Genomic DNA, 22,860 nt, shown 5'->3' with positions numbered 1-22,860 from the left:
CGCGGCGGGCTCGCCCCGCACCACCACGAAGGCCTGCCGCAACGCCCGCGCCAGCTCGGCGGCGGTGGAGCCCAGCAACATGCGCGCCAGCGCGCCGCGGCCCGAAGCCCCCGCCACGACGAGCTGCGGATCGAGCTCGTCGGCCAGTTCCGGCACCGTCACTTCGGGAGGACCCTCCGGCCGCGCCAGGAACACGGTGAGCCCGGGCAGAGCGTCGCGGCACTCCGACGCCGCGCGGTCGAGGTCCTCCTCCACTGTCTCGCGGACCTGCGCAGCGTTGTAGTCCCCGCGCTCGGTCGCCGCGTGCAGCGACGGCAGGTCCCACTCCATCGACTGCACGACCACGAGAGGGCACTGCCTGCCCGACGCCTCCCGCGCGGCCCACCACAACGCCCTTCGACCTCCGTCGGACCCGTCGTAGCAGGCCATGATCCCGCCGCGTCCCTCGGAAAGCTGGTGCGTCCGTGTCACGGCGCCTCCTCTCTGCTCGATGTCGGCGCTGGCGGTGGTCCGGTCCCGCGTCGGCGGGGCACCACGGACATGCCCGCCCGGTGGTGCACGCCACGGATCACGAAGGCCCCGCCCGCACCGGTTCGACCTCCTCGACCACCAACGGGACGCCCTGCATGCACGTGGTGGGCATGGCGGGCCGGGTCCTGCCCCGGACCACCACCTCGGCGCCCGGGCGCAGCTCCGGGCCCGCCCGGAGGAGCAGGTACTCCCGCTGTCCGGTCGCCAGCACAAGGCAGCCCGCCTCGACCCCGCGAGCGACCGTGCCGCGCACGGTCACCGCCGTGCCCTCGGCAGAGGTGTCCGTTGTCGGCGTCGAGGGCGGCGCGGACGGCCCGGTGGGGGATGTTCCGGTGGGGGACGGCCCCGCGGGCGGAGTCGGCCCGTCGGCACAACCCGACAGCACCACGGCCACGGCGGCCACCACGGGCAGCACCTCGCGCACCGGAGGCCTCCTTCTCCACGACCGCTCCGGGCGGCGACCCACCCGGCGTGCGACGTCCCGGGAGTTCCCCTCACCCGCCTCGCCGACACACCGGGGTCCGCACCGCCGCGTCGGCGGTGGGAACCGGGCCACGCGCTACTTCACGGCACCCATCGACAATCCCCGCACGAGGTGGTTCTGCGCGATCCACCCCACGATCATGACCGGCAACGAGGCGAGCAGCGCGGCCGCCGAGAGCTGGGCCCAGTACAGTCCCTCGCTGGTGATGAAACCGGACAGGAACACCGGCACCGTGCCCGCGCGGGCGGCGGTCAAATTGATCGCGTAGAAGAATTCCGTCCACGAGAAGATCACACTGATCAGCGCGGTGGCCGCGATGCCGGGCGCCATCACCGGTAGGACCACCCGGTACAGCATTGTCGGCAGCGACGCGCCGTCCACCCGCGCGGCCTCCAGCGTCTCCTTGGGTACCTCGAGGAAGAACGACCGCAGCATCCACACCGCCAGCGGCATGTTCATCGCGGTGTAGAGGATGATCAGCGCCCAGACGTTGTCCAGCAGGCGCGCGTTCTGCGAGATGACGTACAGCGGGATGATGGCGGCCACGACCGGCAGCATCTTGGTGGACAGGAAGAAGCCGAGCACGTTGCCGGTCTGTTTCACCGGTGCGAGGGACAGCGCGTAGGCCGCCGGGATGCCCAACGCGAGCACCCCGAGGGTCGAGACCAGGGTCACGAACGCCGAGTTCGCCAGGTACGGAAGGAACCCGCGCTCGAACACCCCCGCGAACTGCTCCAACGTCGGACCGAACACCACGGTCGGCGGGTCGGTGTAGGCGTCGGACTCACGCTTGAACGCGGTCAGCACCATCCACACCAGCGGGAACACGAACAGGATCGCGACAAGCCAGGTGAACCCGGTCAGCGCCCAGCGGCCCAGTCTCATTTCACACCTCCGCGCACGTCGAACGAGCGGAACATCAGCCGCAGCGCGAACGTCGCGACGACCAGTGTCAGCAGCACGACCAGCACGCCCATCGCCGAGGACTGACCGACGTCGAAGCCCTGGAACGCCCGCTGGTAGATGTAGAACGGCCCGTTGGTGCTGGCGGTGCCGGGCCCGCCCTGGGTCATCAGGTAGATCGCGTCGAACGAGTTGACGATGTAGATCGCGCCCAGCAGCGCCGCGAGCTGGAGGTAGCGGGCGAGCTGCGGCAGAGTGATGGAGGCGAACATCCGCCAGCGGCCCGCACCGTCCACCTGCGCCGCCTCGAGGACCTCCCGTGACTGCGCCTGCAACCCGGCGAGGATGAGCAGCGTCATGAACGGCGTCCACTGCCACACGACCTGGGTCATCACCGACGCCAGCGGGAACCGGGACAACCAGTCCAGGTCGGTGCCGAGAGCGAAGTTGAGCAACCCGTAGGTGGGGTCGAACATCGTCGTCTTCCACAGCAGCGCGCCCGCGGCGGGCAGGATCAGAAACGGCGTGATGAGCAGAGTCCGGACCACCGACCGGCCCACGAAGGCGCGGTCGAGCAGCAACGCGAGCCCGAGACCGAGCAGCATGGACACGAACACGCACACCACGGTGAGTACGACCGTGTTCAGCAGCGCGCCGCGGAACTGGCTGTCGGCGAAGACGGCCACGTAGTTGTCGAAACCCACGAAGTGCCGCGAGCCCGGCCGGATCAGGTTCCACGACTGGAACGAGTAGACCACCGTGACCAGGAAGGGCACCTGGGTCGCCAGGACCGTGAACAGCAGGGCGGGCAGCAGCGGAGCCCGGCGCTTCCATCCCTGCGTCCGGCGTGATGCCGGGGGCGGTGTGGACTCCTCCGGCGCCTGCGGTCGCGCGAGCGTCGTCGTCATCGCGTCTCCCGGTATGCCTTGCCGACGGTGTCGGCGTACTCCTGCGATTGCCGCAACGCCTCGTCGACGGTGATCCGCCCGGCGATGGCCGCGGAGAGCTGCTGGCTGACCCGCGTTCCGAGATCCTGGAACTCGGGGATGCCGACGAACTGGATGCCGGGGTAGGGCACCGGTCGCGTCATGGTCTGCCGCTGGTTGGCGTCGCGGATGCCCTCCAGCGTGGGTTCGGCGTAGGCGGCGGCCGCCTCCCGGTACTCCGGGATCTCGTACGTAGAGAGCCTGCACCCGGGCGGAACCCGGTTCCAGCCCAGCTCCTCGCCGACGGTGCGCACGTACTCCTTGTCGGTCATCCACCGCATGAAGCGCCACGCCAGATCCGGGTGCTCGGTACTGGCAGGCATCGCGAGCGCCCAGGTGTAGAGCCACCCGCCCGCGGGGGTGTCCCGCACGGGAGCGGGCGCGTAGCCCGACTTGCCGACCACCGTGCTGCTCGCCGGGTCCTCGTTTGTCCCGGCCATGACCGTGGCGTCGTACCACATGGCCGCCTGACCCTGGGTGTAGCGCGTCCCGCACTCGGTGAAGCCCGCGCTGGCCGCGCCGACCTCGCCGTGCTCGCGCACGAGATCGACGTAGAACTCGGTGGCCGCGCGGAACTCGGGTGTGTCCAGCCGCGCGTTCCAGTCCTCGTCGAACCAGCGCCCGCCGAAGGTGTTGACCACCGTGTTGAACGGCGCAAGGCTCTCGCCCCAGCCGGGCTTGCCGCGCAGGCAGATGCCGGCCACCCCGGCCGCGTCGTCGTCGAGGACCGCCGCGAACTCGGCGATCTGCTCCCACGTCGGATTCTCCGGCATCGTCAGCCCGGCCTCGGCGAACAGGTCCTCGCGGTAGGCGAGGAAGGACGACTCCCCGTAGAAGGGCACCGCGTACATGTCGCCCTGGTAGGACAGGGCCTCGCGGATGCTGGGGATGAAGTCCTCGCCGTCGTAGCCCGGGTTGGCGTCGATGTGCGGCTGGAGGTTGTTCAGCCACCCGTTGGCCGCCCACTGCGGGGTCTCGTAGTTGCTGATCATCACGACGTCGAACTCGCCGCCCTGGGTCGCCGTCGAGGCGGTGATCTTCGCACGGGCCTGGTTCTCGGGTAGCGAGACGAATCTCAGCGACACGCCCGGGTTCGCGCGCTCGAACCGGTCGGACAGCGCGATGGCGTCGTTCATCTGTGGGTTGGCCACGATCGCGACCACGAGCGTCCGGTCATCACCGCCCATCGCGCCCGCGCCCGCGCACCCGGTGACCACGACCGACAGCGATGCCAGCAGTGCCGCGATCCGGCGCGCGGCCCGCCTGCCGAACACGGCGCGCATCGTCACCGCCCTCCCGTCGCGACGTGAATCTTGAGCCCTGCCCCCGAGCGCATCATCGCCAGGGCGTCCGGGAAGCGTTCGAGCGGCAACGTGTCGGTCACCAGCGCGTCGGCGTCGATGACGCCGCGAGCGACGAGGTCGAGCGCGGCACCGAAGCTGTGCAGCACCGCCATCGAGCCCACCACGGTGATCTCGTCGTTGTAGATGCGAAACGGCGACAGCGAGATCCGGTCCTGCTCCGGTGCCACGCCGAACACCAGCAACCTGCCACCCCGGCGCAGCGCGCCGAAGGCGGCCTCGATCGCGGGCACCGCGCCGGTGCAGTCCACGGCCGCGTCGAACGTCTCGCCGTGCAGCTCGGCCGTGTCGGTGGCGACGGTCTCCGCACCGAGCTCGCGCGCCCGGGGCAGCCGTGTGGCATCGCGGTCGACGACGGTGACGCGTGCGCCGGACCGCACCAGCAACTGCTGCATGATCAGGCCCATGGTTCCCGCACCGACGACGAGGAACCGCTCACCGGCCTCGACCCCGATCCGGCGCATCCCGTGCACGGCGCAGGAGACCGGCTCGACGAGCGCGCCCTGCCGGTAGGTCATGCCCTCGGGCATCCGGTGGAGGGTGGCGGCGGGCACGGCGACGTACTCGGCGAACGCGCCGTCCACGGTGTCCCCGGTGGCACCCCAGTTGGCACACAGGTTGCCGTGCCCGGAACGGCAGGGCGCGCAGTGGCCGCAGAACAGGGACGGGTCCACGGCCACGCGGTCGCCGACGGCCGTGTCGCCGGGCGTGTCCGGCCCGATCTCGACGATCTCCCCGGCGAACTCGTGACCGGGCACGATCGGGTACGGCGTGGGCGGGAAGTGGCCGTCGGCGATGTGCAGGTCGGTACCGCAGATCCCGCATGCCCCCACACGCACCAGCACCTGCCCGGGCCCCGGCTTCGGGTCCGGTACGTCCGCTACCCGGACGGTGCCGGGTTCGTCGATCACCGCCGCGCGCATACACTGCACCCCTCACCGCTCATCTGAGCACTTCATATTCCGCGAACACTCCAATGTGCGGGCATTGAACGACTTTGTCGGGCTATTCGTCAACAATCCGGGCCAAATCAGCGCTATTGTGCTCATATGAGCAACAAGGCAGCTTTCACCGGCCTTACGGACGCCGTCCGGGCCGCCACCATGGCGCACCGCTTCTACGTCAAGGGCGACTCGAAGATCGAGATCGCCGAGGCGTTCGGGATCAGCCGCTTCAAGGTGGCACGCATCCTCGATTCCGCCCTGGCCAGCGGGCTGGTCTCGCTGGAGTACCACCTCCCCGAACCCGTCGACCCCGGGTTGTCCGACGACCTGCGCGCGGCCTACGGCCTGCGCCGCGCGTTCGTGCTCGACCGAGCCGACGGCGGCGAGAGCCGGGCGGAACTGCGGCAGCGGATCGGCGGGCTGGCGGCACGAGTGCTGTCCGAGACCGTCACGGCCGAGGACGTGATCGGCCTGTCCTGGGCGCGGTCGGTCAACGTCATGACCGAGCACATCGGCACCCTTCCCCCGTGCCCCATCGTGCAGTTGTGCGGAGTGCAGGCCGGAATGGACATGCGCGACCGGTCCGTGGAGACGGTGTCCCGGCTCGCCGAGGTCGCGGGCGGCCCGGCGTATCCGATCTTCGCGCCGCTGGTCCTTCCCGACCGGCGCACGACCGACACGCTGCGCCGCCAGCCCGGCATCGCGGAGACGTTCGGCCGGTTCGGCGACCTGACCACGGCCGTGGTCAGCATCGGCGCGTGGCGTGCTGGCGAGTCCACAGTGTACGACGCGCTGAGCCCGGACGAACGCGACGCGATCACCGAGCGCGGCGCGAAGGCGGAGGTCGCCGCCCGGCTCTTCGACGCCGACGGCAACGCGCTGTCCACCGGCCTGGCCCACCACGTCCTGGCGATCACGCACGAGGAGCTGCGCCGCGTGCCCGAGGTGATCGCGCTGGGATACACGGCACCGAAGGCCGAGGCGGTCGACGCCGTGCTGCGGTCGGGCCTGGCGACGACGATGATCACCGACTCCGACACCGCGCGCGCCGCGCTCGACCTCGCGCGGGCACGCCACCCCGCCACGACGCCGTAGCCATGCTCGTCACTCCATCCAGCGAATGACATCGCCCGAGACCCGCCGTTAGCATCGAACACATGTTCGATGCATCACGCGCCCGCGGCGCGGCGCGTTCCAACGAGACGACTCGTCGTTCCTTTAACACACGCGCCGCGCCTGTCCGGCATCGGCCCCAGGGGACCCTTGCCGACTCGACAGTGCCGCCGGTACGCTCCTGATCTTGTAACGCTTAGAAAGCGCTTTCACGACAGCGATCCCAACGAGGTGAGCAGATGTCGAGAGCTGGCAAACGGGTCCTGGTGCTGGGCGCGGCCTCCCTTCTGACGGCACTCCTCGTGCCGCAGGCCTCCGCCCGCACCGACGAACCGATCGCCGACCCTCTGCCGGACGCGACGGTGTCCGGACTGGGTCTTGAGGTCGAGAAGGTCGTCACCCTGCCGGAATCCGAACCCGAGCAACCACCGACCGACGACCGCCTGCGACGTCACGCCCGGATCAACTACATGGGCGAGGTGCCGGACGGTTCGGGCCGCTACTACGTGCCCGACCTCAACGGCAGCATGTACCTGATCGACGACGGGAAGACGCACACCTATCTGGACATCGCCGAGAGGTTCGCCCCGGAGTTCTACGCCTACTCCGGGCTCGGCAGCGGGGCGGGCTTCATCGCCTTCCACCCCGACTTCGCCGAGAACGGCAAGGTCTACACCGTGCACACCGAGGCCAGGGACGCGCTCGAGAACGAGGAGCCCGACCTGCCGAACCGGCACGAGACCGTCATCCAGGGTGTGATCACCGAGTGGACCGCCGACGACCCGTCGGCCAACACCTTCTCGGGCACGAGTCGTGAGATGCTGCGGGTGTCCTTCCCGACGCGCATCCACGGCTTCCAGCAGATCGGGTTCAACCCCACCGCGCGGCCGGGCGACGAGGACTACGGCCTGCTGTACGTGGCCGCCGGGGACGGGGGCGCGGGTGTCTACAGCGACGTGCCGCAGGACCTCTCCGTGCCACAGGGCAAGCTCCTGCGCATCGACCCGGAGGGCACGAACGGCGCCAGTGGCGAGTACGGCATCCCGCGTTCGAACCCGTTCGTGGGCAAGCCCGGCGCGCTGGGTGAGATCTACGCCGTCGGCTTCCGCGACCCGCACCGGTTCAGCTGGGACCGCGCCACCGGCAAGCTCTACCTCGGCAGCATCGGCCAGCACCAAATCGAGTCGATCTACGAGGTGCGCAAGGGCGACAACATGGGCTGGAGCGAACGCGAGGGCCCGTTCGTCTACAAGTGGGACTCCGAGGGCTGTGCGGTCTACCCGTTGCCGAAGAACGACCGCCGTTACGGCTACACCTACCCGGTCGCGGCCTACGACCACGACGCCCCGGAGGGCTACTGCAGCGACGTCGGTCGCGCCGTGATCGGCGGGTTCGTCTACCGCGGCGACGACGTGCCGATGCTGCGCGGCAAGTACCTCTTCGGCGACGGTGTGGACGGCAGGCTCTTCTACAGCGATGTCTGGGAGATGCGGCACAACGCCAAGGACCACACCGACCTGGCCACGCTTTACACCATGCGCATCTACGACGACTCCGGCGAGGTGCTCACGATGCGGGACCTCGCCGGTGACGAGCGCGTGGACCTGCGGTTCGGCACGGACGCCGAGGGCGAGCTGTTCATCCTGTCGAAGGCGAACGGCACGGTCTGGAAGGTCACCGGCGCGCAGTGGCAGCGGCCATGAGAACACGCGCACTCGGCCTGACCACGCTGATGTGCGCCTCGCTCGTGCTTCCGGGGGTCGCCGACGCGGCGGCCCCCGGGCATGGGCCCGTGTTCCCGCCGCTGGCGGGCGACCTCGAGGCGCACTACGACTTCGACCACCCGGTGCCCGGCGACCCGGCGCGGGAAGTCGACCAGGGACGTTCGGGCACGACGCTCGATCTCGTCAACGGCGGCGCGGACATGCGCGTGCCCGACGGCGCGCACCCCGGTAGCCGCCACTCGATCCAGACGAGACAGATCGACCCGGCCGCCGAGGGTAACGACGACTGGAAGGCCGGCGTTTTCTCGCCCGACGGCGTGCCCACGCTGAACGCCTTCAGCGAGACGACCGGAACCACGGTGATGGGCTGGTTCAAGGTGACGGGCGAGCGGCATCCCGCGCCGGACACGACCACACCCGATCCCGGAGACCGGTTCAACGCCGTGGGTCTGGCCGGTGTGCTCTCCGGTGATTCGGAGGGCCACGGTGTCCGGGCCCTGCTCGAACTGATCGAGGTCGACGGCGAGCTGCGGCTGGTGGCGCTCGGCCGCCGCGTCGACGGTGAGTCGTCCCGGACGTTCGCCGCGCACGAGGACTGGCAGCGCCTGCTTCCCCGGGGTGAGTGGGTGTTCCTGACCGCGACGTTCGACTTCGACGACGGCACGATGGCCCTCTACCGCAACGGTGAGCGGGTTCCCGGCTTCTACACCGACTCGGGAGACCCGTGGGACGTCGAGGGCCCGCCGGAGCCGGACCGGACGTCGGCGACGAACCCGGCCGGTATCAAGATCGGCGGGAGCTTCCCGCAGAACAACCGGGAACGCAATCCGTGCGACTGCCGGTTCGACAGTCTCATGTTCTTCGACCGGTCGCTGACCGCCGGGGAGGTGGCGCACCAGTATCACTGGGCACGCCGGTGGTGACCGGCGGCGGATGACCACGGCGGGGACCGGGACCTCCCATGACGGGAGCCCGGTCCCCGCCGTGTCAGGGCCGTGCTCCATCGGGCGTCGTGCCCGGCGGTCCGCCGGGACCCGACGGCAGCGTGGATTCCCGCCGCCGGTTACCGTCTCCGGCGTGAGACGTCCGCCCTCGCCCCTGCCGCAACGGGACGGCCTCGACGCCGTGCGACTGCGCCTGCCTCCGCGCGGTCCCTTCCCGACCGTGCGGGACTTCCTGGTCCGCAAGCTGCACCGGCTCCCGCCCGAGCGCATCGACGAGATGCTGCGTGAGCAGCGCTTCGTGACCACCGACGGACCCGTCTCGCCCGACACACCCTTCGTGCCGAACGGCCTCGTCTGGTTCCACCGCGACCCGCCGGAGGACGAGGTGCCGGTTCCGTTCGCCCTCGGCATCGTCCACCGCGACGACGACCTGGTGGTCGTCGACAAACCGCACTTCCTGGCGACCACGCCGCGCGGCAGCCATGCCCGCGAGACGGCGCTGGCCCGGTTGCGCCGTGACCTGGGACTCGCCGACCTCACCCCGGTGCACCGGCTCGACCGCGTCACCGCGGGACTGCTCATGTTCGTCACCCGGCGCGAGCTGCGCAGGCCGTATCAGACCTTGTTCAGCGACCGGCTCGTGCACAAGGAGTACGAGGCGGTCGCGCCGTACGACCCCGACCTCGTTCTGCCCCGTACGGTGCGCAGCCGCATCGTCAAGAAGAGAGGTGTGGTGGCGGCGCGGGAGTTGCCCGGCGAGCCGAACGCCGAAACCCGTATCGAGCTGCTCGACCACGCCGGGGGCCTCGGCCGGTACCGGTTGATCCCCCGCACGGGCCGCACCCACCAGTTGCGTGTGCACATGAACTCCTGCGGGGTGCCGATCCTCGGCGACACCTTCTACCCGGTGGTCACCGAGACGGCTCCCGACGACTTCCGTCGCCCCCTGCAGTTGCTCGCCACGGTGCTGGCCTTCGACGACCCCGTCACCGGCCGACCCCGCCGCTTCGACACCCACAGGACACTCACCGCCTGGACCTCCCACGCGGCCTGGAACGCACACCCCTGACCACCCCACCACCGCGAGTCGCCCCTTCCCGCCCGCGAGTTGCCCTTTCCTGCCCGCGAGTTGCCCCTTCTCGCCCGCGAGTCGCCCTCTCCGGTCCGCCAGTTGCCCTTTCCGGTCCGCGAGTCGCCCCATCCTGCCCGCGAGTTGCCCCTCCCCGCCCGTGAGTCACCCGCGCATAGCTCGCGAGTCGCCGCCCGATCTTGCGAGTGGCGCGTCCGAGCCCGCCGGTCACGCGCGCGAATCAGCTTCCGCGGCTGCCGAGCCGCCTCCGGAGTCGTACTGGTCCGCCGGTCGGCAAATCACACAGAGGGCCGCGAGGGCCCGCTGTGCCCGGACAACCCCACACGTCGCGGGCTACCCCGTACGGAGAACCTGCCAAAAGCTGCCCACAACACGACCGCGCCGGGACGGAAGCCGCCGGTCGGCCGGCTCAGTGCCGTCGGTCCGCGCCCCGGCAGAACAACTCACCGATCCGACCGGGACAACTCGCGAGCGGGAAAGGTTAACTGGCGAGCGGGAACGGGCAACTCGCGGACAAGTAGGGGCAACTCGCGGACAAGTAGGGGCAACTCGCGGGCGGGAACGGGCAACTCGCGGGTGGGGTGGGTGGGTCAGGCTCGGTCGATGAGGTGGCCCACGACGTCCGGGCCCGGGTGGGCGGCGCCGGAGGCGTCGCGCCGCGGGTCAGGATCGGGAAGTTCGACCGCCTCACCCCGCTTGGACGCGCCCGCCGGGCGGGGGCCCACCCACGCGAGCGCGATGTGCGTCTCGCCCTTGAGGAAGCGGTGCGCCCGCACGCCTGCGGTCGCCCGCCCCTTGGCCGGGTACTCCGCCAGCGGTGTCACCTTCACCGTCTCACCCGTGGCCGTGACCACCTGCGGTTCGCCGTGCTCGGCGTCGTCGGTGCGCACCGCCCCGAAGAACACGACCTCCGCGTCACCGGAGAGCGTCATCCCCGCGACACCGCCGCCACGCAGCCCCTGCGGCCGCACCAGGGACGCGTCGTAGCGCAGCAGCGCCGCCTGCGACGAGACGAACGTCAACGACTCCGCCCCGTCGGTGAGCCAGGTGGCGCCGACCAGCTCGTCGCCGTCCTTGAGGGTGATGACGTCGAACTCGTCGGAGCGCACCGGCCACTCCGGCGCGCACACCTTGACCACACCACGCCGGGTGCCCAGCGCGAGCCCGGGCGAGTCACCGACCTGCTCGACCGGCGGAGCCAGGCCGACGACGCGCTCACCCGCTTCGAGCGGAATCAGCTCCCGCACCGCGACCCCGCCACGCAGCGAGACGGTGCCCGCCTGCTGCGGCAGCACCGGCAGCGGCAGCACGTCCGCCTTGAACGCCCGGCCCCGGTTGGTCACGAACAGGACCTGGCCGCGCGCCGTGGTGTGCACCGTGGCCGCGACGGCGTCGTGCTTGGCACGGCCGCTCCGCCTGCGCCCCTCGACGGCCTCCTCCGACTCGGCCGCGGTCCGGGCGACGAGGCCGGTGGCCGAGAGCACGACCTGGCACGGGTCGTCGGCGACCTCGAGCGGCCCCGCAGGCTTGGACGCGGCGAGCACCTCCTTGAGGTCGCCGTCGATCAGCGCGGTGCGCCGCTCGGTGGCGAAGTTCTTGGCCACCTTGGACAGCTCCTTGGCCACGAGCTTCTTCAGCACCGACTCGTCGTCGAGGATCGCCGTCAGCTCGGCGATCTCGGCACGCAGCTTGTCCTGTTCGGACTCCAGTTCGATCTTGTCGTACTTGGTGAGCCTGCGCAGCGGTGTGTCGAGGATGTAGGTGGCTTGGACCTCGGAGAGCTTGAAGCGCGTCATCAGGCCCTCCTTCGCGGCGCGGGCGTCCTCGCTGCCGCGAATGAGCCGGATCACCTTGTCGATGTCGACCAGTGCCTTGAGCAGGCCCTCAACCAGGTGCAGTCGCTCCTCGCGCTTGCGCCTGCGGTAGCGGGTGCGCCGGGTCACCACCTCGTAGCGGTGGGCGAGGAAGACTTCCAGCATCTCCTTCAGGCCCAGCGTGCGCGGCGTTCCGTCGACGAGCACGAGGTTGTTGATGCCGAACGACTGCTCCAACGGCGTGAGCCGGTAGAGGTCGGCGAGCAGCGCCTGCGGATTCACCCCGACCTTGCACTCGATGACAAGGCGGGTGCCGTTCTCCCGGTCGGTGAGGTCCTTGACGTCGGCGATCCCCGTGAGCCGCTTCGACTTGTTCACCTCGTCGGTGATCCGCTCGATCACCTTCTCCGGCCCGACGCCGTAGGGCAGTTCGGTGACCGTGATGCCCTGCCTGCGGCTGCCCTCGATCGGCCCGGTGGTCACGCGCGCCCGCATGCGCACGACTCCCCGCCCGGTCTCGTAGGCCTTGCGCACCTGGTCGAGCCCCAGCAACTGGCCGCCGGTGGGCAGGTCCGGCCCGGGAACGAACTCCATGAGCTTGTCCAGGGACGCGTTCGGGTGGTTGATCAGCCACTTCGCCGCGGCGATCACCTCACCCAGGTTGTGCGGGATCATGTTCGTCGCCATGCCGACCGCGATCCCGGACGTGCCGTTGACCAGCAGGTTCGGAAACGCCGCCGGGAGCACCTGCGGCTCGTCCAGCGACCCGTCGTAGTTCGGACGGAAGTCGACGGTGTCCTCACCGAGCTCACCGACCAGCAGCATCGCCTCCGGCGACATGCGTGCCTCGGTGTACCGGCTCGCGGCCGGCCCGTCGTCGACGGAACCGAAGTTGCCGTGCCCGTCCACCAGCGGCACGTTCATGGAGAAGTCCTGCGCCAGACGCACCATCGCGTCGTAGATCGCGGAGTCTCCGTGCGGGTGGTACCGGCCCATGACGTCACCGACCACGCGCGAGGACTTCACGTAGGCGTGGTTGGGGCGGTAGCCGTTCTCGTTCATCGAGTAGAGAATCCGCCGGTGCACCGGCTTGAGCCCGTCGCGCGCGTCGGGAAGGGCCCGGGAGTGGATGACCGAGTAGGCGTATTCGAGGTAGGAGTCCTCGATCTCGCTGCGGACCGGGGTGTCGAAGATCCGCGCGCCCGCCTGGTCGAAGGCCGACGGATCGACCCGGCTCGTCGTGTTCTTGCGGCGTGCCATGCTTACTCTCCAGCTCCCGTGGTGATGTGTGGCGGTGTCGGGGGACGAGAGGCCCTCGGCGAATCCCAGGTCGGTCTCAGATGTCGATGGCGGCCTGGTTCACGCGCTCGGCCGAGGTGATCAGCCAGTTGCGCCGGGGCTCGACCTTCTCCCCCATCAGCAGCTCCAGCGCGGCCTCGGCGGCGTCGGCGTCGTCCAGGGTGATCCGGCGGACGGCCCGGGACGCGGGGTTCATCGTCGTCTCCCACAGCTCGTCGGCGTCCATCTCACCGAGCCCCTTGAACCGGGGCACCGGAGTGACGATCTGCTTGCCCGCACGTTCGAGCTCGGCGACCTTCGCCTCCATCTCGCGTTCGGTGAAGGTGTAGAAGGTCTTCGGGTCACGGCCCTTGGTGGTGATCTTGTGCAGCGGCGGCATCGCGGCGTACAGGCGGCCCTGCTCGATCACCGGCCGCATGTAGCGGGCGAACAGCGTGATCAGCAGGGTGCGGATGTGCGAGCCGTCGACGTCGGCGTCGGCCATGAGGATGATCCGGCCGTAGCGCAGGGAAGAGGTGTCGAACGTGCGGCCGGTGCCCGCGCCGAGCACCTGCACGATCGAGGCGATCTCGGCGTTCTTCAGTGCCTCGCCCAGGTTCGCCTTCTGCACGTTGAGGATCTTGCCGCGCAGGGGCAGCAGCGCCTGGTACTCCGAGACCCGCGCCAGCCGCGCCGAACCGAGCGCGCTGTCGCCCTCCACCAGGAACAGTTCACTGCGGGACACGCCGGTGGTCCGGCAGTCCACCAGCTTCGGCGGCATCGCCGCGCCCTCGAGCGCGGTCTTGCGCCGGGCGGCGTCCTTCTGCTGCTTCTGCGCCAGCCGCACCCGCGAGGCGTCCACGATCTTCTGCAGCACCGTCTTGGCCTCGGACTTCGTCCTGCGGTGCTCGGCCCACGCCTTGATCTGCTTCTCGACGATGCCCTGCACGACCTTGGTGATGCCCGCCGTGGACAGCTCGTCCTTGGTCTGCGAGGTGAACTGCGGTTCGGGAATCCGCACGTGCACCACCGCGGTCATGCCCTCGTAGACGTCGTCCAGTGTGGGCATGTCCTCCTTGGGCTTGAGCAGCCCTCGGGTCTTGGAGATCGCCTCGTGCACCGCGCGCAGCAGACCGCGCTCGAAGCCCTTGCGGTGGGTGCCGCCGTGCACGTTGCGGACGGTGTTGGTGAAGCACTCCACCGTCCGCTCGTAGCCGGTGCCCCAGCGCAGCGCCACCTCCACCTCGGCACGGCGCTCCACGTTGGACTGCATGACGCCGTTGGCGTCGGCGGCGTTCTCCTTGTAGGTCCCCTCGCCGGTGATCATTTGCGTGCCACAGACCGCGCGGTCGCCCGCCGGGGCCAGGTACTCGACCATGTCGGCGACGCCGTCCGGGTAGTGAAAGGTCTCCTCGTTGATCGCGGCGTCGGTGGCGCTGCGCAGGACGAAGGTGACGCCGGGCACGAGGAAGGCCGTGTGGCGCAGCTTCGTGCGCACGACGTCGATGTCGAGTGCCGCGTTCTTCTCGAAGTAGCGGGAGTCGTACCAGTACCGGATCGTGGTCCCGGTCGACTCACCCTTCTTGAGCTTGCGGACCGTGCGCAGGCCGGACTGGCGGGTGAACTTCGCTTTCGGACCGGGCCCGTCGAACGTGCCGGGGACCCCGCGCGCGAAGGACATCTCGTGCACCTTGCCGTCGCGCTTGACGGTCACGTCCAGCCGCAGCGACAGCGCGTTGACGGCCGAGGCGCCCACGCCGTGCAGCCCGCCGGACGCCTTGTACCCCGACCCGCCGAACTTGCCGCCCGCGTGCAGCCGCGTGAGCACCAGCTCGACACCGCTGAGCCCGGACTTGCCGTGCGTGCCGGTCGGGATGCCCCTGCCGTCGTCGGAGACCTCGACGCTGCCGTCGGCGTGCAGGGTGACCACGATCCTGGTCGCGTGCCCGGCCACGCCCTCGTCGGTCGCGTTGTCGACGATCTCGGTGAAGAGGTGGTTGACCCCGCGGCTGTCGGTGGACCCGATGTACATGCCGGGTCGCTTGCGCACGGCTTCCAGACCCTCCAGGTGGGTCAGGTCGTCGGCCCCGTACAGAGTCTCAGCGGAGGCAGTCACGTGGTCGCTCTCTCCCAGTTCACGATTAGCCGGATCGCGGTGCCGGGCCGCGCGCTCGGTCAACTGTTCGAACGCCGCACCAGCGTAGTGCAGGGTAACGGGCCGCCCACGTCCACCATGAGTCCAACGCCGGTGTGTTTCGACTCATTCCCCGGCGAACTCGGCTCGCACGCCGAGCAACCGAACTGGACGGTCCAGCTCGAACAGGCCGAACACGGCCTGCGCGGCGCGGTCGAGTTCGGCGGCGTCGCTGGTCGGCGCGGGCAGTGTGACACTGCGTGTCCGGGTGATGAACGGAGCGAAGCGGACCTTGATCGCCACCCGCGCCGCGGGACGCCCCTCGGCGGTCACGTCGTCCGCGACGCGGCGCGCCAGGCGGCGCAGGTGCTCGCGCAGCTCGTCGACATCGTCGAGGTCGTGCTGGAAAGTGGTCTCGCGGCTGCGCGAGCGCGGTACGTACGGCGTAGCGGTGACGTCGCGGTCGCCCGCGCCGTGGGCGAGCAGCCGGAAGTACGGCCCGAGGCGGGGACCGAAGAGCACCGCGAGTTCGGCGGGGTCGGCCGCGGCCAGTTCGGCGACGGTGCGGATGCCCGCGTCGGCGAGCTTGTGCCGGGTCTTGCCGCCGATGCCCCACAACGCGTCGGTCGGGCGATGGTCCATCACCTCACGCCAGGTCGCAGCGGTGAGCCGGGCGACACCCGCGGGTTTGGCGAACCCGGTGGCGAGCTTGGCGCGGTGCTTGTTGTCCCCGATGCCCACCGAGCAGGACAGGCCGGTGCGCTCGGCCACCGTCTCCCGGACCCGGCCCGCCAGCGCCTCCGGGTCGTCGGTGCGCGCACCCAGGAACGCCTCGTCCCAGCCGACGACCTCGACCACCACCGGCAGCTCGCGCAGCGCGGCCATCACACGCTCGGAGACCTCCTCGTAGGCCGGGGCGTCGCTGGGGAGGAAGACCGCGTCGGGGCAGCGCTTGGCCGCCGTGCGCAGCGGCATGCCGGAGTGCACCCCGTAGGCCCGTGCCTCGTAGGAGGCTGTCGCCACCACGCCGCGCGCGGTGGGGTCGCCCGCACCGCCCACGACGACGGGCCTTCCGCGCAGTTCCGGGTGCCGGGCGATCTCGACGGCGGCGAGGAACTGATCGAGGTCGACGTGCAGCACCCAGTCCTGTGTGGACACCTTCGCAGTATGCGCCCCCGCCGAGGACCGGCGCCACCCGTGGCCCCCCGGCACCGGCGTGCCGACGCGGGTGCTCGCGACGTCCGGCGCGTGGCGGGAACGGGGTCCTAGGGTGGTCGGGTGTCGAACCGCGAGCTGGTGGTGCTGGGCACCGGGAGCCAGGTGCCCTCGCGCGAGCGCAACCACAACGGGTACCTGCTGCGGTGGGACGGTGAAGGGTTGCTGTTCGACCCCGGTGAGGGCACGCAACGGCAGATGACCTTCGCCGGGGTCTCCGTGAGCGCGGTCACACGTCTGTGCCTGACGCACTTCCACGGCGATCACTGCCTCGGCGTGCCGGGGATCGTGCAGCGGATGTCGCTGGACGGCGTCGAGCGCGTGTGGGCGCACTATCCCGCCTCGGGCGCGGAGTACTTCGGCAGGCTGCGTCGCGCCAGCGTCTTCCACGCGACGACCGAGGTGGCCGAACGGCCTGTGCGCGGCGACGGCGTGGTGGCCACCGGAGCGTTCGGCGAACTCCGCGCCCGCCGTCTCGATCACCCTGTGGAAACGTTCGGGTATCAGCTCGTGGAACCGGACGGTGTGCGCATGGTGCCCCACCTGCTGGCGCGGCACGGTGTGCACGGTTCGGACGTCGGCAGGCTGCGGGCGCGGGGATCGCTGGACGTCGGCGGACGCACGGTCTCGTTGTCGCAGGTCAGCGTCGGCCGACGTGGCCAGCGGTGCGCCTTCGTGATGGACACGCGCCTGTGTGACGCCGCCTTCGCCCTGGCCGAGGACGCGGATCTGCTGGTCATCGAATCGACGTTCGCGAGCGGCGAGGCGGATCTGGCACGACGGTACGGTCACCTGACGGCCCGGCAGGCGGGCCGGGTCGCCGCCGAGAGCCGAGTGCGCACCCTCGTTCTGACGCACTTCTCACAGCGCTATTCGGACCCGAAGGGGTTTCACGACGAAGCGGCCGAGGTATTCGGCGGCGAGATCGTGGTCGCTCGCGATGTGAGCCGTGTCCCGGTCCCCCGGCGGGCCCGACCGGAATAGTGCCGACATCGGCGTGCGTTGTCCCCACGGTTGCCTGAACGTTTCCCACCGGAAAGGAGGCGGCACGCCATGGACAATGCCGATTGGCGGCTCGATGCCGCCTGCCGCGACGAGGACCCGGAACTGTTCTTCCCCGTGTCGGACATGGGGCCCGGCGCCCAGCAGACGGCCCGGGCCAAGGCCGTGTGCGCGCGGTGCCCTGTGGCGAACCAGTGTTTGGAGTACGCGATCGAGAACGGTCTCGACCACGGCGTCTTCGGCGGCACCACGGAACGGGAACGGCGTGCTTTGATTCGCACCCGGCGCGCCCGCGCGGGCGGCTCCGGAATCCGCGACGACGAAGCGGCCTGACACCGGTCCGGGAAAAGCCCGGAGCGGGTCGCCGTGGCCGCACGCCGTGACCCGTCCGACAATCGAAGAGACGTTTCCCTCACGAAGCCCCCGCCCGCACGACGCCACGCCGTCGCGACCGCGTCGAACGGACGGGGGTTTCGCGCACACCCGGCGGCTACACAGAGTGATCGGCTCCGCACCGTCCCCGGTGAACGGCGCGGGTTACGATTCGGACACGCGTCAGTCACCGACGCGACACACGACCGGGCACAGGGAGCGAACGTGACGAACGAAGCGGGTGGTAACGAGTTCTCCGCCGCGACGGGCCGGGAGCTGGAAAGCGACCACGGCAAACCGCGCTATCTCGCCTACCAGCGCGAGCTGATCCGCCCGCACTGCGGCCGTTCGGTACTGGAGGTCGGCGCCGGACTGGGCGAGTTCGCCGACGGGTTCACCGGGTTCGACCGCTACGTCGTGACCGATGTGGACCCGGGCGCGGTCGAGCGGATGAAGGAGCGTTTCGCCGACCGCCCCGAGGTCGAGGTCCAGCAGTACGACATCGACGGGCAGAACCCGCTCGCCGAGCCGGTCGAGACCCTGGTCGCCATCAACGTGCTCGAACACATCGAAGACGACGTCACGGCGCTGTGCGACCTGTCCCGCTCGCTCATCCCGGACGGCAACATCGTCCTTTTCGTGCCCGGCTACGAGCGGCTCTACGGCGAATTCGACCGCAAGGTCGGGCACTACCGCCGCTACACCCCCGCCACGGTGAGCGAGGCCGCGCGTCGTGCGGGCCTGACCGTGGAGAAGGCGCGGCCGGTGAACTTCCTCGGCGCGTTCGCATGGTGGGCCGCCGTGCGCAAGGGCGGTGCGAACGCCCCGAATCCGCGTCTGGTGGCGGCCTACGACCGGTTCGTCGTGCCGGTGACCCGCACGGTGGAGCGCGCGCTGCCGGTGCCGTTCGGTCAGTCCGTGCTCTGCGTGGCGCGCAAGACCGGCTAGCACCCGGTTCCGTAGCCCGAGACCACCGACGGAACCGGAGAGCGGCAGCCTGTCCAGCGCGACGGCACCGCGCGGGGGCGGGGAGCGTCAGGAACGCGCGGATCCCTGCGTCGCGCCGTCGAGCAACTCGGCGAGCAGGGTGCGCACACGGCGGTCGATCTCGTCGCGGATCTCCCGCACCCGCTCGACAGGCTGCCCGGCGGGGTCGGCGAGGTCCCAGTCGAGGTAGCGCTTGCCCGGAAAGACCGGGCACGTGTCACCGCAGCCCATCGTGATGACGACGTCGGCGTCCTCGACGTCCTCGGTGGACAGCTTGGTGGGGATCTCCGCACCGATGTCCAGACCCCACTCCCCCAGCGCGGCGACGGCGGCGGGATTGATCCGCTCGGCCGGTTCGGACCCGGCGGAGCGGACGACCACGCGGCCGAGCGCGTGGTGCCGCAGCAGCGCCGCCGCCATCTGCGAGCGACCCGCGTTGTGGACGCAGACGAGCAGAACCTCCGGCCGGTCGGCCATGGAACACTCCCGGGGGATCGAGCGGACACACGAACGGTTACGCGGCTCACGCTACACCTCACATCAGGGTCGGCTGATGTATCGTCCGTCACCGTGTCCATCGACAGTGCCACCCTGACCTCACCCGACGACGCGACCGCACCGGACGTCACCGCACCCGACGAAGCGCACGGCTCACCCTCGCCCGGCGACGCGGTCCCGGCCGCGCCGCCGACCGACGTGCTGCGCCTGCTGGCGGAGCCACTGCGGGCCACGATCGTCGGCCTGCTCGCGCGCGAAACGCTGTGCACGTCCCACCTGGTCGCCGACACCGGGGCGAGCCAGACCAACGTCTCGAACCACCTGCGCCTGCTGCGCGAGGCCGGGCTCGTCACCACCGAGCCGTGCGGGCGCTACACCTACTACCGCCTGCGCCCGGAGCCGCTGCGCTCCGCCGCCGCGACGCTGTCCGACCTCGCCGCGACCGCCACCGCGCACGCGGAGATCAGGAGGCCGTGCCCGTGACGCGCACCGTGGAATCGCCCGCCGACCGCGACGTACTGCGGGGGCTGTCCTTCGTCGACCGGTTCCTGCCCGCGTGGATCCTCACCGCGATGGGAGCCGGGCTGCTCCTCGGCTCGCTGGTGCCGGGTGTGCGGCGCGTGCTGGACGCGGTGCGGGTCGGCGAGGTGTCGTTGCCGATCGCGCTGGGCCTGCTGCTGATGATGTACCCGGTGCTGGCGAAGGTCCGCTACGACCGGCTCGACACCGTCACCCGCGACCGGCGGATGCTGGCACTGTCGCTGGTGCTGAACTGGGTGCTCGGCCCCGCGCTGATGTTCGCGCTCGCCTGGCTGATGCTGCCGGACCTGCCCGAGTACCGCACCGGACTGATCATCGTGGGCCTCGCCCGCTGCATCGCGATGGTCATCATCTGGAACGACCTCGCCCGCGGCGACCGCGAGGCCGCCGCCGTGCTGGTCGCGCTGAACTCCGTGTTCCAGGTGCTCATGTTCGGCGTGCTCGGCTGGTTCTACCTCGACCTGCTGCCGGGTTGGCTGGGCCTCGACACGACCTCGATCGCCGTGTCCCCGTGGACGCTGGTGCTCAACGTGGTGGTCTTCCTCGGTATCCCCCTGGTGGCCGGCTACGCCACCCGGCGCCTCGGCGAGCGCGCCCGGGGCCGCGCGTGGTACGAGAGCCGGTTCCTGCCCCGCATCGGGCCGGTGGCGCTGTACGGGCTGCTGTTCACGATCGTGATGCTCTTCTCCTTCCAGGGAGAGACCATCACCGACCGCCCCGGTGACGTCGCCCGCATCGCCCTGCCGCTGCTGGCGTACTTCGCGCTGATGTGGGCGGGCTCGTACGCACTGGGCAGGGCCTCGGGGCTGGGCTACGCGCGCACGACGACGCTCGCGTTCACCGCGGCGGGCAACAACTTCGAGCTCGCCATCGCGGTGGCCATCGGCGTGTTCGGCGTGACCTCCGGGCAGGCACTGGCCGGGGTCGTGGGCCCGCTGATCGAGGTGCCCGTCCTGGTCGCCCTCGTCTACGTCAGCCTGTGGCTGCGCCGCCGCTGGCGCACCCGCGCCGCCCGCACCTGATCCGGGCGAAGCGGGTGGAACGCGGACACGCCGTGAGTCGTCACGGCCCACGGCGTGTCCGCGGGCATCGGGGCGCGGCTCACATGGAGCGCGCCTTGAGGTAGCGCACGATGCCGGGCATCTGCGTGGCGAGCGCACCCGCCACCGCCACACCGAGCAGTCCCGCGACCGCCCACCGCACGCCTGCCCGGCTTCTCGTCGCCTTCCCGGTCATGACTGGCTCCCTCCGGTTCGCAACAGGGTTTGGATGGCTTCCTGCGGCGAGGCGCAGGCCCGGCGGACCCGGTAGTCGTGCAGCCGGTCGAAGGTGTCCTCGTCCAGCCGCACCCAGCGGTGCGCGCCGAAGTACCGCCGCCGCAGCTCGTGCCACCGCCGCGCAGGAATCCGGTACCGGGCCTCGCTGTCGGTGGGCAGCGCGGCGGCGGCGAGCCGCCCGTCCACCGCGTGGAACACGGTGCCGCTGAACAGCAGCCGCAGCGGCACGTCTCCGTCGGAGAGCGCCTGGAGGTAGCTCACCGACGCCAGCTCGACGTCGCTCCCGCACGGCACGGGCACCCGCACCACGGTGCTGCCCGTGAACCGGGGCACGACCACGGTCGGCTGGGCCCAGACGAGATCACCGAGACTGTCGGCCCACTGCTCGTCGGTGCCGAACACGCCGCGCAGCGCGCGCCGCGTCGCGGCGTCGTAGTCGCGCAGCGCGGCGGCGATGCGCACCGACACCGACAGCACCACGCAGTGCACCGGCCCCGGTGTTGAGCAGGAGATCTCCACGGCCAACCGCAACGTCGGCACGGTCGCCAGCGGCTCGGCGTCGGCCCCGGTGACGCGCCAGGACAACGCCGGGGTCACGCTCGTGTCCGCGCTCACGGCGGCGAGAGGTTCGGCATACCGGGCAGGATCGGATTCTTCGTCGACGGACGGATCCCCGTGGAGCGCCGTGCCGTCGACCGCCCGTCCGGCGTGTGCCCGGGCTGCTTCTCGTAGTGACCGCTGCTGTTGCCCTGCCGCACCCCTCGCGTGTGCGAGGGGAGGTCGGTACTCACGTCCGGCTTGCCGATCCGGACGTGGGACGACCGCCGTCCCGCAATTCGGTGAAGAACTCCTCGATCACGTGCCATACCTCGTCACCTCCCGTCATTCCGCTCCACTGGTGTCGTACCCGGGCGGTGAGCCGGTAACAGTCGTCCAGGCCCACCACCCAGTGCTCGTCGAGGCCCCGGTGGGTGAGCAGGGCCGTCACCTCGGTGTCCAGCTCGGCCAGCACCGGGTTGGCGCGGACCACGCGGTCCCACGCCTCGTCGTCCACCGGGGTGGTGACCACGCCGAGCGGACTCGGGTAGTGGGCGGTGACCGGCGCTGCGGCAGGCGGAAGGCCGTGCGGTGCCGCCCGTGTCCGCGCGGGTTCCGCTCCGCCACCGGGTTCGTGCCGGACGAAGAACACCAGCCGCACCGGCACGCCCAGCCCGGCCCAGAGCACGTCGTCGATGCGCAGGTCCGGCAGCCGCCTGCGCGTTCGCGGCACGCTCCGGTAGCGCCCGCCTGCCGCCGCCTTGCGGTCGAACAGCACCCCGCACGCCTGGCAGGAACACCGGATGCGCTGGTCGGTGACCTCCAGCAGGTGCCGGTGCTCAGCGGGCAGCGGTTCGGCGCAGAGCTCGCATGCCTGCGTGGAGCCGGTCCGCGCCGGGGTGCCTGCCTCGCGGTCCCGCTCGTTCCGCACGAGACCGCGCAGGCCGGTGAGCGGGGGGATGGCGGTCATCGCGCTCACCGCGCCCGCACCGAGGTCAGCGGCACGAACGCGGGCGCGGTGCGCCGCTCGACCCGCACCTCGCCCACCTCCGGCGCGGCGGCGCGCACGAGGTCCTCGACGCCCTCCGCCGAGCCCTCGGTCACCTCGACGGTGGCCACCCCGTCC

General features: G+C 70.7%; 22 protein-coding genes. 9 read left to right on the top strand and 13 right to left on the bottom strand.

Going from position 1 to position 22,860, the window contains the following annotated elements:
* The 6 genes from SACSA_RS0118050 to SACSA_RS0118025 form a co-directional block, all read right to left on the bottom strand.
* Positions 1-471: universal stress protein (locus tag SACSA_RS0118050; RefSeq protein ID WP_019819133.1), on the bottom strand; the 471-nt coding region annotated here is incomplete at its 3' end.
* Positions 472-568: 97 nt separating this feature from the next.
* Positions 569-955, bottom strand: coding sequence for a hypothetical protein (locus tag SACSA_RS0118045; RefSeq protein ID WP_019819132.1), 387 nt, complete (start codon positions 953-955; stop codon positions 569-571).
* Positions 956-1,090: 135 nt separating this feature from the next.
* The gene (locus SACSA_RS0118040) at positions 1,091-1,900 is read right to left on the bottom strand and encodes a carbohydrate ABC transporter permease (protein WP_019819131.1); all 810 of its coding nucleotides are present in this window, start codon (positions 1,898-1,900) and stop codon (positions 1,091-1,093) included.
* Positions 1,897-2,826: a carbohydrate ABC transporter permease gene (locus tag SACSA_RS0118035; RefSeq protein WP_019819130.1), complete on the bottom strand. Its 930-nt coding sequence runs from the start codon at positions 2,824-2,826 to the stop codon at positions 1,897-1,899. Before SACSA_RS0118035 ends, SACSA_RS0118040 begins: the two co-directional genes overlap by 4 nt.
* Positions 2,823-4,187, bottom strand: a complete 1,365-nt coding sequence (locus SACSA_RS0118030; protein ID WP_048876945.1) for an ABC transporter substrate-binding protein — start codon at positions 4,185-4,187, stop codon at positions 2,823-2,825. The genes SACSA_RS0118035 and SACSA_RS0118030 overlap by 4 nt, the downstream gene beginning before the upstream one ends.
* A gap of 2 nt (positions 4,188-4,189) precedes the next feature.
* Positions 4,190-5,188 carry a zinc-dependent alcohol dehydrogenase family protein gene (locus SACSA_RS0118025; RefSeq protein WP_019819128.1) on the bottom strand — a complete coding sequence of 333 codons (999 nt, stop codon included), beginning with the start codon at positions 5,186-5,188 and terminating at the stop codon, positions 4,190-4,192.
* 126 nt (positions 5,189-5,314) lie between these two features.
* Between SACSA_RS0118025 and SACSA_RS0118020 the strand changes: the two genes are divergently transcribed.
* The 4 genes from SACSA_RS0118020 (at position 5,315) to SACSA_RS0118005 (ending at position 10,059) form a co-directional block, all read left to right on the top strand.
* Positions 5,315-6,304, top strand: a complete 990-nt coding sequence (locus SACSA_RS0118020) for a sugar-binding transcriptional regulator (RefSeq protein ID WP_019819127.1) — start codon at positions 5,315-5,317, stop codon at positions 6,302-6,304.
* 257 nt (positions 6,305-6,561) lie between these two features.
* Positions 6,562-8,025 carry a PQQ-dependent sugar dehydrogenase gene (locus SACSA_RS0118015; protein WP_028662007.1) on the top strand — a complete coding sequence of 488 codons (1,464 nt, stop codon included), beginning with the start codon at positions 6,562-6,564 and terminating at the stop codon, positions 8,023-8,025.
* Positions 8,022-8,969, top strand: coding sequence for a LamG-like jellyroll fold domain-containing protein (locus SACSA_RS0118010; protein ID WP_019819125.1), 948 nt, complete (start codon positions 8,022-8,024; stop codon positions 8,967-8,969). The genes SACSA_RS0118015 and SACSA_RS0118010 overlap by 4 nt, the downstream gene beginning before the upstream one ends.
* A 154-nt stretch (positions 8,970-9,123) precedes the next feature.
* Positions 9,124-10,059: a pseudouridine synthase gene (locus SACSA_RS0118005; protein WP_019819124.1), complete on the top strand. Its 936-nt coding sequence runs from the start codon at positions 9,124-9,126 to the stop codon at positions 10,057-10,059.
* A 611-nt stretch (positions 10,060-10,670) separates the two neighbouring features.
* Here SACSA_RS0118005 and SACSA_RS0118000 read toward each other — a convergent pair.
* The 3 genes from SACSA_RS0118000 to SACSA_RS0117990 form a co-directional block, all read right to left on the bottom strand.
* A complete protein-coding gene (locus SACSA_RS0118000; RefSeq protein WP_019819123.1) occupies positions 10,671-13,154 on the bottom strand; it encodes a DNA gyrase/topoisomerase IV subunit A in 2,484 nt (827 codons plus the stop codon).
* 76 nt (positions 13,155-13,230) lie between these two features.
* Entirely contained in the window at positions 13,231-15,288 is a 2,058-nt protein-coding gene (locus SACSA_RS0117995; protein ID WP_019819122.1) for a DNA gyrase/topoisomerase IV subunit B, read from the bottom strand.
* 144 nt (positions 15,289-15,432) lie between these two features.
* Entirely contained in the window at positions 15,433-16,464 is a 1,032-nt protein-coding gene (locus SACSA_RS0117990) for a DNA polymerase IV (protein ID WP_019819121.1), read from the bottom strand.
* Between the two features lie 120 nt (positions 16,465-16,584).
* Between SACSA_RS0117990 and SACSA_RS0117985 the strand changes: the two genes are divergently transcribed.
* From SACSA_RS0117985 to SACSA_RS0117975, 3 genes are all read left to right on the top strand, one after another.
* A complete protein-coding gene (locus SACSA_RS0117985) occupies positions 16,585-17,505 on the top strand; it encodes a ribonuclease Z (RefSeq protein ID WP_019819120.1) in 921 nt (306 codons plus the stop codon).
* Positions 17,506-17,574: 69 nt separating this feature from the next.
* Entirely contained in the window at positions 17,575-17,856 is a 282-nt protein-coding gene (locus tag SACSA_RS0117980) for a WhiB family transcriptional regulator (RefSeq protein ID WP_019819119.1), read from the top strand.
* Positions 17,857-18,120: 264 nt separating this feature from the next.
* The gene (locus SACSA_RS0117975; protein ID WP_019819118.1) at positions 18,121-18,843 is read left to right on the top strand and encodes a class I SAM-dependent methyltransferase; all 723 of its coding nucleotides are present in this window, start codon (positions 18,121-18,123) and stop codon (positions 18,841-18,843) included.
* Between the two features lie 87 nt (positions 18,844-18,930).
* Here SACSA_RS0117975 and SACSA_RS0117970 read toward each other — a convergent pair whose 3' ends face one another.
* Complete coding sequence (locus tag SACSA_RS0117970; RefSeq protein ID WP_019819117.1) at positions 18,931-19,359, bottom strand: arsenate reductase ArsC; 429 nt, start codon at positions 19,357-19,359, stop codon at positions 18,931-18,933.
* Positions 19,360-19,452: 93 nt separating this feature from the next.
* Between SACSA_RS0117970 and SACSA_RS0117965 the strand changes: the two genes are divergently transcribed.
* Both SACSA_RS0117965 and arsB read left to right on the top strand, forming a co-directional pair.
* Positions 19,453-19,863, top strand: coding sequence for an ArsR/SmtB family transcription factor (locus tag SACSA_RS0117965; protein WP_019819116.1), 411 nt, complete (start codon positions 19,453-19,455; stop codon positions 19,861-19,863).
* Positions 19,854-20,942 (top strand): ACR3 family arsenite efflux transporter, encoded by a 1,089-nt coding sequence (gene arsB, locus SACSA_RS0117960; RefSeq protein WP_019819115.1) that lies wholly within the window; start codon positions 19,854-19,856, stop codon positions 20,940-20,942. Before SACSA_RS0117965 ends, arsB begins: the two co-directional genes overlap by 10 nt.
* Positions 20,943-21,021: 79 nt before the next feature.
* Here the strand turns inward: arsB and SACSA_RS27060 are convergent, their stop codons facing one another.
* The 3 genes from SACSA_RS27060 to SACSA_RS0117940 all read right to left on the bottom strand — a co-directional run bounded on the left by SACSA_RS27060 (position 21,022) and on the right by SACSA_RS0117940 (position 22,704).
* Positions 21,022-21,156: a hypothetical protein gene (locus tag SACSA_RS27060; protein ID WP_269634822.1), complete on the bottom strand. Its 135-nt coding sequence runs from the start codon at positions 21,154-21,156 to the stop codon at positions 21,022-21,024.
* Complete coding sequence (locus tag SACSA_RS0117950) at positions 21,153-21,812, bottom strand: DUF6084 family protein (protein WP_019819113.1); 660 nt, start codon at positions 21,810-21,812, stop codon at positions 21,153-21,155. The genes SACSA_RS27060 and SACSA_RS0117950 overlap by 4 nt, the downstream gene beginning before the upstream one ends.
* Positions 21,813-21,984: 172 nt before the next feature.
* Complete coding sequence (locus tag SACSA_RS0117940; protein WP_019819111.1) at positions 21,985-22,704, bottom strand: DUF5947 family protein; 720 nt, start codon at positions 22,702-22,704, stop codon at positions 21,985-21,987.
* Positions 22,705-22,860: the final 156 nt, after the last annotated feature.

Source organism: Saccharomonospora saliphila YIM 90502 (assembly GCF_000383795.1).
GTDB lineage: Bacteria > Actinomycetota > Actinomycetes > Mycobacteriales > Pseudonocardiaceae > Saccharomonospora > Saccharomonospora saliphila.
This window is presented reverse-complemented; position numbering and strand designations above follow the sequence as displayed.

Excerpts from the sequence above, each read along its gene's own strand:
- SACSA_RS0118040 (WP_019819131.1), bottom strand. The coding sequence starts at position 1,900 with ATGAGACTGGGCCGCTGGGCGCTGACCGGGTTCACCTGGCTTGTCGCG.
- SACSA_RS0118035 (WP_019819130.1), bottom strand. The coding sequence starts at position 2,826 with ATGACGACGACGCTCGCGCGACCGCAGGCGCCGGAGGAGTCCACACCG.
- SACSA_RS0118030 (WP_048876945.1), bottom strand. The coding sequence starts at position 4,187 with ATGCGCGCCGTGTTCGGCAGGCGGGCCGCGCGCCGGATCGCGGCACTG.
- SACSA_RS0118025 (WP_019819128.1), bottom strand. The coding sequence starts at position 5,188 with ATGCGCGCGGCGGTGATCGACGAACCCGGCACCGTCCGGGTAGCGGAC.
- SACSA_RS0118020 (WP_019819127.1), top strand. The coding sequence starts at position 5,315 with ATGAGCAACAAGGCAGCTTTCACCGGCCTTACGGACGCCGTCCGGGCC.
- SACSA_RS0118015 (WP_028662007.1), top strand. The coding sequence starts at position 6,562 with ATGTCGAGAGCTGGCAAACGGGTCCTGGTGCTGGGCGCGGCCTCCCTT.
- SACSA_RS0118010 (WP_019819125.1), top strand. The coding sequence starts at position 8,022 with ATGAGAACACGCGCACTCGGCCTGACCACGCTGATGTGCGCCTCGCTC.
- SACSA_RS0118000 (WP_019819123.1), bottom strand. The coding sequence starts at position 13,154 with ATGGCACGCCGCAAGAACACGACGAGCCGGGTCGATCCGTCGGCCTTC.
- SACSA_RS0117980 (WP_019819119.1), top strand. The coding sequence starts at position 17,575 with ATGGACAATGCCGATTGGCGGCTCGATGCCGCCTGCCGCGACGAGGAC.
- SACSA_RS0117970 (WP_019819117.1), bottom strand. The coding sequence starts at position 19,359 with ATGGCCGACCGGCCGGAGGTTCTGCTCGTCTGCGTCCACAACGCGGGT.
- SACSA_RS27060 (WP_269634822.1), bottom strand. The coding sequence starts at position 21,156 with ATGACCGGGAAGGCGACGAGAAGCCGGGCAGGCGTGCGGTGGGCGGTC.
- SACSA_RS0117940 (WP_019819111.1), bottom strand. The coding sequence starts at position 22,704 with ATGACCGCCATCCCCCCGCTCACCGGCCTGCGCGGTCTCGTGCGGAAC.